Here is a 14263-nt window from a genome sequence, read left to right on the forward strand (position 1 = left end):
TTAGATCATATGCTTGATTTTTGCATCTTCTTTTAGCTTTTCAACTTTTGCCTGCAGTTGTTGCTGCTGTTTCTGCTGTTTTAATTGTCCCTTAATTTGATCTTTTACTTCTTCTAATTTAGGAATAGTTTTGGCATCTTTACTTTGCTCTTTTAGTTTGCTGTAATATTCCTTCACTTCTTTATCCGTAATTTCTTCAGCCTTAATCTCCTGTTTCATATACTTTTGAAGTGTTAATTCAAATGCTAATTGGTCTTTATACGTCGCTTCTGTTAAATGATATTGATCCAGCACGGCCTTGAACTGATCAGCATTTTTTTCTTTAATTGTTTTAAATTGCTTTTGAACCTCTTTGTCAGTTACTTCAATGCCTTGTTCCTTTGCTTCTTGTTTTAGAAGCTCCTGTTCGACAATTACATTCAATGCTTGTTTCTTAACGTTTTCCAAGTCACTTACATCTTGTCCATATTGATTCATCAACGTTTTTGTTTGTGCGTAGGAAGCGTTGTATTCTTTTCCTGTTATTTCTTCACCATTTATTTTAGAGACAACTTTGTCGCTGTCCACTTTTTCTTTATCAGTGATTTTGACGTCCTTGGTTGCGGGTTGAGCTGTTTCCTCAGACTTCTTGTCATCATTACTTTTACTATTATCACTTGCAGAATCATCACCACATGCAGCTAAAATTGTTGCTATACCTAACACTAAAACCAACATGATAACTTTTTTCATAGACTGATTCCCTCACTTCTTAACTTTGTCCTTACATTCAACCACATTATCGCTAGTAATTGCAAGTACTATCCATCCGCCTAAAACCGTGCAGTGCTAGGGTGGCAGGCAATCGAAAAGGTTTTTTACACTTTAGAGTCATTTGCATGCTTGTTTCCCTCAATTTTGCCACAAAAGTAGTTTTTCGCCCCAGATGTAGAAAAAATCAGCCTCACGATTGAGCAAAATTCATGCCACTAGCCGATTCGATAGATATGGTTCCCTCCTATACTAAGATTATGACGAGAAACGGAGGGAATTAGATGCTAAATTTATATGAACTCGAAATGCTGTTTGATAGACTGCGTGTTAAGTAAAGTAACGTAAACACATCACCATCAAACCTTCAACTTTCATTCTTCCTGTAAGAAGCTACCATGAAAACGGCATGGTAGCTTCTTTTTAATCCGATTCGACTTCGCAGCCGTCACCGGTACAATATGTGGTTTTCGACTTTTTAGGATTTAATGATTGTAACGTTGGTTCCTTGCTTTCCTCTTCAAAGACCTTTTCCAGTACTTCTGCAAACACTTCTGGTGGCTGCGCGCCAGACACAGCATATTTTTCGTTAAAAACGAAAAAAGGCACTCCTTGAACACCAATTTCCTGTGCCTCGGTTTCATCACCCTTGACCGCTTTTGCATATTTATTTGATTCCAGAACATCTCTCGCAGCATTCAGATCAAGTCCGACTTCACTTGCAAGCTTACATAGTGTAGCAAAATCAGCAAGGTGCAATGACTCTGTAAAATATGCATGCAATAGCCGTTCGGTCATCTCTTTCCCTTTGCCCTGTACTTCAGCAAACTTAGCGAGACGATGGGCATCGAATGTGTTCGTATGCTTCATTGTATCAAAATGATAGGTCAGGCCAACTTCTTCCGCTTGTTTAGCCAAATTTTCATTTGACTGTTTCGCTTTCTCAACACTCATATTATACTTTCCTGCTAGCAACTCATGAATATTTTTATCAGGGTTTTTTTCTGCGTTGGGATCAAGTTCATAGCTTTTATATGTGATTGCAACCTTATCTTTATTTGAAAATTGTTCCAATGCTATCTCCAATCTGCGTTTACCGATGTAGCAAAAAGGACAAACAAAATCTGAATAGACGTCAATTTTCATAACTAACACCTCATTTCTGTTTGTAATTGTAGCATAACATCAACGTTAATCAATACCAATGTGCTTATACAGTCAGTGCAAACCCCTATTCTTATCAACATATTTGCCATAATCAGGGATGGCAACTTTCCCGAAGTTTTCTACCAGCTCTTCTAGTCCATTTATCAATTCCTCATCTTCCATTGTCGGTCCATGCCCTGATACAATTAAGCTTGGCTTTAATGCGGCGAGTTTTTTCACCGAATCCCAAGCAGCATCCCAATCAGTGGTCAGGTATCGCGGTGGCCCATTTAATTCCGGACTCTGCATTAACACGTTATAAAACGAATCCTGTTTGACAGTAATACATGCATCACCAGATATTAAGGCTGTATCCTCCTCACGGAAAAAAGATACGTGGCCGGGTGAATGGCCAGGTGTATGAATCCACTTCCAATCCTCAAGCCCCGGGACACTGCCATCAGCAGGCAATGCTTGTACAGAATTCCCAAGATCAATTGGTTCGTTCGGAAATAACCTTGATGCTTTCGCAACTAGGCCACCCTCGACAGTTGGATCTGGTTCAGGATATGACTTTTCACCAGTTAAAAACGGAATCTCCAACTCATGTGCAAAAACCGGCACCTCCCATTCTTCCACTAAATCCATCAGGCCGCCAACATGATCAAAATGTCCATGTGTCAGGATAATTGCAGCTGGCTTGCTCTCACGTCCAAAGCGGTCAACAGCAACTGACTTAATTTCAGAAGCTGCTTTTGGCATCCCCGCATCAATCAGAATCCAATCACCAATTCCCGGGGTTCCAATGAAGCATATATTAACAATTTGATCTGTATAGTAATAGACATCGTTTCGGACCTGAATTCCTGTTCCGCTTGTAATAGAAGTCATCGGCATAAAGCGCAGCAAACTATTTTCTGTACTGTTTTCATTTGGCTGTTTATCCATTCGTGAATCCTCCTTTTTCCATAGTATTTGTTGGAAGAAGGATATTAATCATAAAAAGTCGTAAATCCGTAACCAGTGAAGTTTGTTATCACACTTGTGTAAAATACAAGCTACTTCTTGCCTAATACAAGCTGAATTTCTTGATTTACTGTCCAGTCCTGGCTAAATACTAGCCACGTCACGAAATACGAGCTCTCTCCTGCCAAATACATGCCGCTTCCCTTGATTTACCGTCCGACCTAGCTAAACGAGCCAAATCAACAGAATACAAGCCGCAGGAAAGTACATTAAAAAACAGCCCCTCTGTCTATCCGAGGGGCTCACCAACTAATAAGATTCCTTCTCTTGAACTGAACCATTTTGGTTATAAATTGTTAGTTTTGTTCCTTTATTCCTAGCAATTTCTCGCGCTCTTTTTATTGCTTCATCCTTCTTCTCGAAAACATCACTGGCTTGTTTGGCGTTAGTTGATTGAACCGCCCAGCCTTCTTCATGTGAAACGACCTGCTCGCCTTCTTCTAATCGTTCCGGATTGCTATCATATTTCTTGCCTGCATCTGAACGCTTAGTCGGTTTTCCGCTGCTTTCATATTCATCAATCTCTTTCTTACTAGCGTTATCATACCATTCCTTTGCCTGGCTTGTTGCAATTGGTATTGCACGGTCCTCGCTATAACCTTCATCAATCATCGAATTCGTTATATCTATTGCTTTTTTGCGTACAACCTCATCCAAATTTTTAAATGAGGATGGATAATCCTCTAAAGTCCAAGGCATTAGTAAAGCCCTCCTCCAATCCGTGTTTTATGTACAATACCCAATGTTAGCCAAATTAAACAATGCCTACGTATCCCTGTGACGTTCCACCGCATCGGAAGAATAAATCCCGATATCCATCCTGCCGTTTACTGATTTAGCCCGAATGAGAATTGGCTGGTTGAACATATTCTTAAACGAAAAGTCCGGCCCCCACCAGCTTACTGTGGCATCACGGCCCGGAGGTACATATGGTACACTGCGGCTGTGCGAGTACCGCTCTACTATTTGAACACCTTTTAAATTTACTGCGTTAAATAGCGTGGAGGATACCTGACATATTCCCCCGCCAATATCCTCTGACAGCTCACCTTTTACAATTACTGGAGCCTTTTTATAGCCTTTTTCCTTTGTCCGCTTTCCGACCACCTTATTAAATGAGAACGTCTCCCCCGGGAAAACAACGTGATTATTAATAGCCTTCGCCGCAAGATTTATATTATGAGTACGCTCTTTGTTACTTTCTTTATAGAGGGTCACGTAATGTCCAATTTCCTTTTCCTTAATTTCGGCTAAAAGCTCACTGTCAACGCGTGGATATACACGTTTAGTAGGGACTTCCATTTTAACAGGCTGACCCAAATAGAAAGATTCATGAAACAGTTTCTGAAATTTACGCCGGTCTAATGCAATACCGGATTTTTCCTGTACAATCGCTCCCTTTCCATCCAATGTTGCGTTGGTCGGTTCTTTGTAAACCTTATCATTTAACTGTGTAATCAATCGTCCGAGCCGCGCCTGGTTGATAAAAAGACTTTGAAAATACTCCAAGTCATACTGATCGAGCTCAACCGTTTCAATTATATCTCCATGGTCGGTTACAGTTAACTGGTATGGCACATGCTCAATGGGCATCATAAAAAGGTATAACGATAAAAGTATTGAATGCATAAAACGATCCCTCCTTCTTTTAGTATTGCTTGAAGGGATTGTTTTTATGAATAAATCATGGATCATTCTTAAAGCATAAAAAAAGCTAAAACCAAAGGGTTTCAGCTTTTTTTATTCAATAGGGATTGTCCCATAATTGTAACGCGATCGGTATTCTTTAGTTCATCAATTGTCTTAACACCAATTCCAAACATCGCCATTTTTAATTCTAATTCAATCTGTTCCATAGCCTGAACCACGGCTTCCTCAGACTCAGTCGCTGCCTGCAGTAGTTTCCGTGCAAATCCAATGACATCAGCCCCAATGGTTAATGCCTTTGCAGCATCAAGACCGGTTTTCATTCCTCCACTTGCAACAACTGGTATATTCGAACCTAATTCACTTCTTACGGAAACGATACAATCCTTGGTCGGTATTCCCCAACTATTAAATGCTTCTGCTGCCGCCTTTCGAAGCGGATCATTTGATCTTAGTTTTTCCACCTGACTCCATGAAGTTCCGCCGGCTCCCGCAACATCAATGTATGAAATACCTGCATCGTACAAGCGTTTTGCAACCGTTCCATCAATTCCGAAGCCTACCTCTTTCACACCAACTGGAACGGTCAACTCTTTACACACTTTCTTAATCTTAGGGATTAATTCGTGAAAGTTAGTATCCCCTTCGTCTTGTGTGATTTCCTGCAGACTGTTCAAATGAAGCACAATGGAGTCCGCTTCGGTTAGATCAACAATTTGCTGGCATTCTTTAGCTCCATAACCATAGTTAAACTGAACAGCACCGATATTGGCAATTAAAGGCGCTGTTGGTGCGTGCTGGCGCACAAGGAAAGAATCTTTATGTGCATCACTCTCAAGCAAAGCACGTGTTGAACCAAGCGCAATCGCCCATCCTTTCTGTTCGGCGGCTTTTGCCAGGTTTCCGTTGATTTCCTCCGCAAGTTCTGATCCGCCAGTCATGGAACTGACAAGAAATGGTGCTTTAACTTTCTTTCCCAAAAAAGAAGAATCCAGTTTAATATCGTCAAAATTAATTTCCGGTAATGCATTATGTATAAATGAAATTCCTTCCAAACCAGTTGTCTTGTTAACACCTTCCACATTGTCATTCAGGCACAACCGAATATGTTCTGTTTTTCGTTTATTAATTCCTGTATCCATACGTATTCCCTCCACAATCCTTCATGCTACATGCAAGCACTATACCAAATGACTATGGAAAAAGCCAACCACAAGGTCAATGATCAGCCCATTACCATAATTTACTCTAAAAATAAATACAATTTCCTGATGGGTCAATGACAAGGTATTGCTCACCATCTAAATCAACATGCACATTTAAATCTTGTAATCGCTGGACAATCCCAATCCGTTCATTAGCCGGGACAAAAATTGCGTAACTTTTTAAACCGGCCTCATCATCCATAGGTATGCTAGCACCTTTACTATTCCATGTATTCAGCCCAATGTGATGATGGTAGCCTGCAGCTGATAGAAACAGCGCTTGTTCCCCAAAAAGATTCACAATTTGGAAGCCGAACCCATTTGTATAAAAGTCTTGTAACGATTTGAGGTCTGATACCTGTAGGTGAATATGCCCTATAATTGTTCCCTCAGGCATCCCTTCCCAGCCATCTGCAGCAACCTCCCTCATCAGTGCATTTGCATCCAGCGGCAGCGTACTCATTTCAACCTGTTCACCGTCCCATTTCCATTCAGATGGATCCCGGTCAACATATATCTCCACTCCATTTCCATCGGGATCAGTGAGGTACAATGCTTCACTAACCAAATGGTCCGATGCACCTTGAACAGGATAGGCTGTATGCATAAAGTGACGAAGCACTTTCGCCAGATCGGCCCGTTCGGGTAATAAAAATGCCATATGAAATAACCCGGTTTTTCGTGAATCCAACGGTTTTGCACCTTTAATCTGTTCAATAGTCAGAATAGGGGTGATTCCACCGACCGCGAGCTTCGCAAGATAAGGCTGTTCCTCAACCACCCGAAAACCCAGCACATTCAGATAAAAATGAAGTGACCGCTGTAGGTTTGCAACTTTCAAATGAATATGGGTAACATGTTTTATTTCCTTTGTATGAAATCTCATGACTTCTCCTCGTAATCGAATATAGTTATATCTAGTTTACTTATTCCCTATTTTATTAAAAGAAAAACGTTAAACTGTTACGCCTATCTGCCCAGCTTATCATCCTATGTCCATATGCTACGCTAACCCCAATATATATGGAAGCAACTCCATGGACTGTAGTGGCTATCGCTCCATTTTTCAAATCAACCACAGCGGCAGCCAAAACGAACACCCAAAAACCGATTTCACATGCAACTATAAATCATCCCAACATAACATAAGCTCCTTTTTATTACCGTTCTTGTTTTGTTAAATCCAATATAGCATATCATTTTATATAATACACTTGTGTTATAATAAGAATATGCCAAAAATAGTGGATCATGAACAAAGAAAAATTAAAATAGCAGAAGCGACTTGGAACGTTATTGTGCAGGATGGGCTGGAGAAAGCCTCTGTTAGAAATATAGCGAAAGAGGCGAATATGTCCGCTGGATCGTTAAGACATTATTTCTCGACGCAATCAGAGCTGTTTGCTTTTTGCATGCAGCTTGTTTCAGACCGTGTTAAAAACCGGGCAGCACAAAAAAGTTACGATGGATCATCACTTGAAGCTATGGAAACATTATTAAGTGAGTTTTTACCTATTGATGAAGATCGACGAACAGAAATGGAGGTCTGGTTAATATTTTCGTCAAAGACTCTCGTTGATCCCACTTTGGAAGAACTAAGCCAATTAATCTATGATGAAATGCGTCAGGCTGTATCAACGGTAGTGGAGGGACTTATTGACATAGGTTTGGCACGAGGTGATCTGGATAAGCAGCTTGAGATTGAACGATTATATGCACTGATTGACGGAATGGCAATACATGGAATCCTTCACCCAGACAGATTTTCAGTAAAAAAAACGCAAACGACATTGCAATACCATTTGAAAGCTTTGTGCAAATAGAGCTTTTAATAACATATATTTTTTTGAAGGAGGGATTGCTTTGAAACAGATGGCCAAGGATTTCGCTACAAAAGCGCACCAAGGGCAGACCCGCAAGAACTCGAATGTACCTTATATCACACATCCGGTACGAGTTGCTGAGAGATTGGAGAAGGAAGGATTTTCGGATGAATTGATCTGTGCTGCTTATTTACACGATGTAGTAGAGGATACTCCTTATGAAATAGAAGAAATTGAGAAAACATTTGGGTCTAGGGTTGCAAAATTTGTTGCGGCCCATACGGAAGACAAATCAAAGTCCTGGGATGAACGCAAGCTCCATACTATCAATACGGTAAAACACGCTGAGAATGATGTTAAATATTTGATCGTTGCTGACAAGCTTGATAATTTACTAGGATTGGAGCACGATCTTAAAACGCAGCGTGAAACTGTATGGAATAAGTTTAATGCGGGAATTGAGAAACAAAGGTGGTATAACCAGTCAATTGCAGAAAATATGTATGTGGGAGTCGACCCAAAAGATGTTCCAGAATATTTTGCTGAGTATGCTGATACCGTGGCAAGAGTATTTGGTTGATCTCTAACAAAAACACCTTCCTAGGTTCATCTGGAAGGTGTTTAGTATGTCATCGTTTTTTCCGATGCTTATAATTATCTTTTTGATGTTTACTAATCTTTTTCCATTTACTTTTTTCTGCTAATTGCGCCTTCTGGTCCTGCTTTCTTTTCTCATATGCCAGTTCACGCTGCAGTTTTAAATAGCTCAAAAAGCGTTCCTCTAATAATTCCCCATTTGCTAATGCTTCCTGCACACGGCATCCTGGTTCCGTATCATGCTGACAATCAGTAAATTTACATTCGCTTTCAAGTGTCTCAATATCCTGGAAAGTTGCATCAATTGATGACTCACCTTCCCACAACTGCAACTCACGCATGCCAGGTGTATCAATCAATAGTGCTCCGTTTGGCAGCAGGAACATTTCCCGATGTGTTGTTGTGTGACGTCCCTTGCTGTCAGCCTCGCGCACATCCTTTGTTTCTTGGACCTTATTGCCAATCAATGTGTTCACTAGTGTAGACTTGCCAACACCTGAAGATCCTAATAATGCAGCGGTTTCTCCAGCGGGTAGATATGTCATTAGTTCTTCAATACCTTCTTGCGTAATGCTGCTGATTGGTATAATCGGCACGCCAATCGCGACCTCTTCCACCTGAGCCACAATCAGATCAGTTTCTTCCTGTGTGCACTCATCCTTTTTTGTTAAGACGATAACCGGCGTTGCACCACTTTCATATGTTGATAGGATATATCGTTCCATCCGACGCAAATTCAGATCATGATTTAGTGAATTCACGATAAAAACCGTATCCATATTAGCGGCAACAATTTGTGCTTCTGTTTTCGTTCCCGCAGCTTGGCGGACAAATTGACTTTTTCTCGGCTGGATCTGATGAATTACCGCCTTTTGTTCCTTAGGTAATTTCTGTACTTCTACCCAATCGCCTACCGCCGGATAATCCAGTGAAGTCAATGCCTGATTGATAAACTTCCCACTCAAATGTGAGAAATACTCCATTTCACCATCTAAAATACGATAACTATTTTTTTGAACCGCAATAACGCGGGCAATATTTTCTTTATCAATATCTTGGACAGATGAATCCCATCCAATTGTTTCAAGTTTATTCACTTTTAGTTTCCTCCCTAAATGTTGGAGGAAAGACCGTCCTTACGCTGACCGTTCCTCCACTTTGATTCGTGTATGTTGATTGATTGGTAATTCAATTTGATAAATAGCCATTTAACACCACTCCTTTCAAAATGGATGAACATAGTTTCTACTAGTATACTACAAAATTATTATTGGTGTCTCCTTTATTTTTATGCAATTTAAAATATTGCCAGAAGATCTTAGGAAATGACAAAATCCGTAATTATTTCCTGGGAAATACGACAAAAAAAACAGACATGGAGTTTCAATCCATGTCTGCTCTATACTCTATCGATTATTCATTTCACTCGGTTCAGGCCCTTTACGTTCATTGCGGTCCAACTCTGCAATATGTTTCATGTCTTCATCGCTAAGTTCAAAACCAAACACATCGAAATTTTCTTCTATCCGTGATGGTGTAACAGACTTAGGAATAACAACTCTTCCGCTTTGCAAATGCCAGCGAATGATCACCTGAGCTGATGTACAGTCATATTTGCCGGCAATTTGCTTGATTACATCATTTTTTAGAACTTCGCCACCTTGCATTAACGGGCTCCACGCCTCTAAATAAATATCGTTTTTCCGGCAAAATTCCTGAAGCTTGGTTTGCTGCAGATATGGATGGCATTCCACCTGATTGATTACAGGTGTAACTTCACATTCATCCAGCAAACGCTGCAAATGTTCTATATTAAAGTTACATACACCAATCGCCTTTGCACGACCATCCTTATATAACTTTTCCATCGCTTTATATGTTTCAACATAGTCATCAAACTCTGGTGTCGGCCAATGAATGAGATATAAATCAACATAGTCAAGACCTAGTTTATCCATACTTTCATCAAATGCTTTTAACGTATTGTCATAACCTTGATCTGAGTTCCAAACCTTAGTCGTAATGAAAAGATCTTCTCGCGGTACGCTGGAATTGGCAAGTGCTTCTCCTACCCCGCGTTCATTTTTGTATACTTTTGCTGTATCAATCGAACGAAATCCAACCTCTATTGCATTCGATACTGCGGGTGTTACTTCATCCTCTGGAACCTGCCACACGCCATAGCCAAGTTGTGGCATGCGAACTCCATTGTTCAACGTAATAAACTTCATCTTATCGCATCCTTTCATCGATACTGATTAGAAGTTTACCATATTAAGGAACGCGTGAAAAAAAATTAGCTCTTATGATTTCTTCTAACAAAATGGATATTGACCTGAGATTTATCATCTGCAGGTCAACACTACTTTCCGCGAAAAAATTCTAACTTAACAGCTCATCTAATTCCGTCCACTTTTTTCTAGCAAATGTAAAGCTTCCCTCAAACCTTGTTAAATTATTTTTCTTCATCAGGTAAGTGAGTGGAAACAATCGATCAAGAAAATAACGGTCATGGGAAACAGCAATAATGGTTCCATTAAATTGAACGAGTGCATCCTCGAGGACCTCTTTTGATTCAATATCTAAATGGTTTGTCGGCTCATCCAGAATTAATAAATTATGATCCTGGTGAACAAGCTGAGCAAGACGCAAACGCATTTGTTCACCACCACTTAGGCTGTTTACCCTTTGAAAAACTGTTTTTCCGTAAAAAAGGAACTTTGCCAAAATCCCCCGCGCATCTCCCTCTGTTACATGGACCTGATCCCGGAATTCATCAAGGATTGACCGTTCAGGATTCATTTCAAGCATATGCTGTGACAGAAATCCTACTGATAAATTACTTCCTAGATGGATAGCACCCTGATCAACCTGCTCCGATTGTAAGATCATCTTTAACAACGTTGATTTCCCACAGCCATTTTCACCAATAATTGCAATTCTCTCCTGAAATCTGACGTGCATATTCGCATCCGCAAGAAGGACCTTTTCATTAAATTTTTTTGAAACATCTTCAACGATTACAACGTCTTTACCACTGCGTTTGTTCATTTGGAAATCGAGGTTAATCTTCTTTTGTTCCAATATTGGCTTTTTCAATGCTTCCATTCGGGCTAAGGCTTTTTCCATGCTTTTGGCGCGACGATGCAGTCCTGCATTTGGCGGGTTTGCTTGGTTTGCCCATTCCTTCAGACGTTTGATCGTATCACGCATCTTTTTCATTTTCTTCTGCTGGTCCTGGTATTGCTGAAATTCTATTAACAGACGCGCTTCACGTTCCTTCACGTAACTAGAATAATTTGTGTAATATCGTATAAGCTCACCTTGATCCATTTCTAAAATAGATGTCACTGTTTCATCTAGAAAATAACGGTCGTGGGACACGATAACAACTGCTCCGGGATAGTTGTTGATAAAATCAGTCAGCCATTCTATTGCAAACAAATCTAAATGGTTTGTTGGTTCATCCAACAGTAATAGATCCGGGGCGGTCAATAAAAGTTGCGCCAATCCAACCTTTGTTCGTTCTCCTCCACTCAGCTGCCCCCACTCTTTCTCTGCCAAGTCAGTGATTTGCAGGCCACTCATGATACGCCTGATCTGCGAATCAATTTCATAGCCGCCTTCCTCTTGAAACCTTTCTTGTAAAGCTCCATATTTCTCTATATGCCGGTTTAATTTATCCGGATTTCCTTCTGTGGCCATTGCATTTTCTAACGTGGTCATTTTATTTTTTAGATCAGTTAATGAATCAAATACATCATACAGCAAAGATTCCACCTTTTTATCCGGTGCTAGGTCAGGAGTTTGTTGTAAAAGTCCAACGGTTAAATTCTTCTTCCAACTAATCGCGCCTTCTGCCGGGTCCGTTTTCTGTGCAATCAAATGCAATAAAGTTGTCTTACCTTCCCCATTTCTTCCTATAAGACCAATTCGATCATTTTCTTTTATTTCACATGTCATATCACTAAAAATGGTGTTCGCACCATAGATTTGTGTTACATTTTTCAAACTGCAAATAATCATTTTCTTTTCCTCCGTATAGAAGAAAACATCCATATCCATGCAAAAAGACGACAGAGATATACATATCCCCGCCGTCTTTGAAAATTCCGTATGTGGGTAGATGTCTCTTACTGGTATTGTTGATTTAGTTGTTTAAAAAAGGACAGACGTATCCCGTTCACAACAAAATCAGCAAAAAGCGCATAACACATCCAGAGATATTCTCTGAATTTCGAAATGCCTTTACCAGTTTGAAACATGTTACCCACCTCCTTTTTTGATATTTTTAGTTTATTCTAAAAGAAGGAAGATGTCAACATAAGTAAATTTTGTTTAAAAAATATTACTTGACCGCAATTTCTGAGTATTGTAAGTTACATGGTAATAGCAATAAAAAAAGTAGTATTACCAAAGGAGAATTTTCGAAATGAAATGTTCCTCAGATGCAATTGAAAGAAAATTGATAGACACAACTTAATTGTATGGATGAAGGAACAAAAATCATTGTAAATACTACCAAACTGCAATTTTACTTTTTTAAAAGGAATTTATTTATCTTAGGTAGAATATATACACAATACATATATTTTTTCAGGGGGCTTTACATTGACTAATTCATTCCAGCTTAACGAAACTACTATTACCAAAATCCAACAAACCATCGAGTCCGGTGATTTGACATCACTAGAATTAACAACAATGTATCTCAAACAAATTGCTGCCTATAATTCAAAAGGACCAAATATAAATGCAGTTATCGAAGTTAATCCTGATGCTTTGCATATCGCAGAAGCTCTTGATGCTGAACGCAGTAAGTCGGGATCTCGAGGTCCTCTCCATGGCATTCCAATCCTAATAAAGGACAATATCGATTCAGGCGATAAAATGCATACGAGCGCCGGTTCATTAGCACTTGATAACCATTATGCCAGGGAGGATGCATTTGTAACTAAACAGCTACGCAAGGCAGGCGCCGTCATTCTAGGAAAAACAAATTTAACGGAGTGGGCTAATTTCATGACTGAAGGGATGCCAAATGGCTATAGTTCTCGTGGCGGGCAAGTCCTTAACCCATACGGACCAGGAAGTTGTGATGTTGGTGGTTCTAGTTCAGGTTCAGGTGCCGGGGTTGCCGCTAACTTTGCTGTTGGTGCAATCGGAACGGAAACGGACGGATCCATTTTAAGTCCTTCCAGCAGCAACTCACTTGTTGGAATCAAGCCTACAGTTGGACTCGTCAGCCGGACTGGTATAATTCCTATTGCACATAGTCAGGATACCGCTGGGCCAATGACCCGTTCGGTTGCGGATGCGGCAATTATATTAGGTGCAATTACCGGCTTGGACCAAACTGACGTTGCGACAAGAACAAATACTGATAGAATCACTGACTATACGCCGTTTTTAAATAAAGCTGGATTAGCGAACGCAAAGATTGGCGTTCCTGCTAGTTATTTAAACGAACTCGACGACCCTGAACTGGCACTTTTCAATCATGCGATTAAGGATTTAGAAAAGTTAGGTGCTACGATAGTAGATTCGATCGACTTACCGTCGGACCTCCCGGACTCAAGTGTGCTGTATCATGAATTTAAAAATGGAATAAATGCTTACTTAGGCAGATTCCCGGCAAACTCCACTGTCCGCACATTGCGCGATGTTATCAATTTTAATCAAACGAACGCTAATGAGGCGTTGGAATACGGACAAACCACCCTGATCAAATCGGAAACAAAAGACGGTACACTTGCCGATGATGAATACATTATGGATCGATTAACTGACCTATCATTTTCACGGGAAAAACTACAAGAAGTTATTAGAGAACATAAGCTGGATGCTATCCTTTTCCCTAATTACTATGGCTCCAGCATCGCTGCAAAAGCCGGGTATCCATCGATCACCGTTCCAGCCGGCTACACCAGTTCCGGGAAACCGGTTGGGGTAACCTTTACAGGATTAGCCTTTTCAGAAGCTAAGCTAATCGAGTTAGCTTATGCTTATGAACAAGGAACGCATCACCGTAAACCACCAGAATTATAGTTGAAAAAACGAGCAATCTTC

General features: G+C 40.2%; 14 protein-coding genes. 3 read left to right on the forward strand and 11 right to left on the reverse strand.

All coding sequences use genetic code 11. The features are described 5' to 3' along the window. The 7 genes from CFK37_RS04160 to CFK37_RS04190 all read right to left on the reverse strand — a co-directional run bounded on the left by CFK37_RS04160 (position 1) and on the right by CFK37_RS04190 (position 6660). A complete protein-coding gene (locus CFK37_RS04160) occupies positions 1 to 732 on the reverse strand; it encodes a SurA N-terminal domain-containing protein (RefSeq protein WP_089060701.1) in 732 nt (243 codons plus the stop codon). Positions 733 to 1173: 441 nt separating this feature from the next. After that, positions 1174 to 1896 (reverse strand): DsbA family oxidoreductase, encoded by a 723-nt coding sequence (locus tag CFK37_RS04165; protein WP_089060702.1) that lies wholly within the window; start codon positions 1894 to 1896, stop codon positions 1174 to 1176. Positions 1897 to 1968: 72 nt separating this feature from the next. Next, a complete protein-coding gene (locus tag CFK37_RS04170) occupies positions 1969 to 2844 on the reverse strand; it encodes an MBL fold metallo-hydrolase (protein WP_089060703.1) in 876 nt (291 codons plus the stop codon). Between the two features lie 327 nt (positions 2845 to 3171). Continuing rightward, positions 3172 to 3621 carry a DUF2188 domain-containing protein gene (locus CFK37_RS04175; protein WP_089060704.1) on the reverse strand — a complete coding sequence of 150 codons (450 nt, stop codon included), beginning with the start codon at positions 3619 to 3621 and terminating at the stop codon, positions 3172 to 3174. A 66-nt stretch (positions 3622 to 3687) separates the two neighbouring features. Continuing rightward, positions 3688 to 4551: a VanW family protein gene (locus CFK37_RS04180; protein ID WP_089060705.1), complete on the reverse strand. Its 864-nt coding sequence runs from the start codon at positions 4549 to 4551 to the stop codon at positions 3688 to 3690. A 101-nt stretch (positions 4552 to 4652) separates the two neighbouring features. Next, on the reverse strand, positions 4653 to 5711 hold the full coding sequence (gene fni / locus CFK37_RS04185) for a type 2 isopentenyl-diphosphate Delta-isomerase (protein WP_089060706.1): 1059 nt from the start codon (positions 5709 to 5711) through the stop codon (positions 4653 to 4655). Between the two features lie 106 nt (positions 5712 to 5817). Continuing rightward, complete coding sequence (locus tag CFK37_RS04190; RefSeq protein ID WP_089060707.1) at positions 5818 to 6660, reverse strand: VOC family protein; 843 nt, start codon at positions 6658 to 6660, stop codon at positions 5818 to 5820. Positions 6661 to 7018: 358 nt separating this feature from the next. On the opposite strand from CFK37_RS04190, the gene CFK37_RS04200 reads away from it, so the two are divergent. Next, entirely contained in the window at positions 7019 to 7597 is a 579-nt protein-coding gene (locus CFK37_RS04200; protein WP_245837311.1) for a TetR/AcrR family transcriptional regulator, read from the forward strand. A gap of 49 nt (positions 7598 to 7646) precedes the next feature. Continuing rightward, entirely contained in the window at positions 7647 to 8177 is a 531-nt protein-coding gene (locus CFK37_RS04205; protein WP_342746755.1) for an HD domain-containing protein, read from the forward strand. A 49-nt stretch (positions 8178 to 8226) separates the two neighbouring features. Here CFK37_RS04205 and rsgA read toward each other — a convergent pair whose 3' ends face one another. From rsgA to CFK37_RS20520, 4 genes are all read right to left on the reverse strand, one after another. Beyond that, complete coding sequence (rsgA, locus tag CFK37_RS04210) at positions 8227 to 9291, reverse strand: ribosome small subunit-dependent GTPase A (RefSeq protein ID WP_089060710.1); 1065 nt, start codon at positions 9289 to 9291, stop codon at positions 8227 to 8229. A gap of 309 nt (positions 9292 to 9600) precedes the next feature. Continuing rightward, positions 9601 to 10425 (reverse strand): aldo/keto reductase, encoded by an 825-nt coding sequence (locus CFK37_RS04215; RefSeq protein WP_089060711.1) that lies wholly within the window; start codon positions 10423 to 10425, stop codon positions 9601 to 9603. Between the two features lie 151 nt (positions 10426 to 10576). Continuing rightward, entirely contained in the window at positions 10577 to 12220 is a 1644-nt protein-coding gene (gene abc-f / locus CFK37_RS04220; RefSeq protein ID WP_089060712.1) for a ribosomal protection-like ABC-F family protein, read from the reverse strand. Between the two features lie 107 nt (positions 12221 to 12327). Beyond that, positions 12328 to 12459, reverse strand: a complete 132-nt coding sequence (locus tag CFK37_RS20520; RefSeq protein WP_089060713.1) for an RAxF-45 family protein — start codon at positions 12457 to 12459, stop codon at positions 12328 to 12330. A gap of 346 nt (positions 12460 to 12805) precedes the next feature. Between CFK37_RS20520 and CFK37_RS04230 the strand changes: the two genes are divergently transcribed. Continuing rightward, positions 12806 to 14242 (forward strand): amidase family protein, encoded by a 1437-nt coding sequence (locus CFK37_RS04230; protein ID WP_172840454.1) that lies wholly within the window; start codon positions 12806 to 12808, stop codon positions 14240 to 14242. The last annotated feature ends 21 nt before the right edge of the window (positions 14243 to 14263 follow it).

Origin of the sequence: Virgibacillus phasianinus, assembly GCF_002216775.1 — a bacterium.
Lineage (GTDB): Bacteria > Bacillota > Bacilli > Bacillales > Amphibacillaceae > Virgibacillus_F > Virgibacillus_F phasianinus.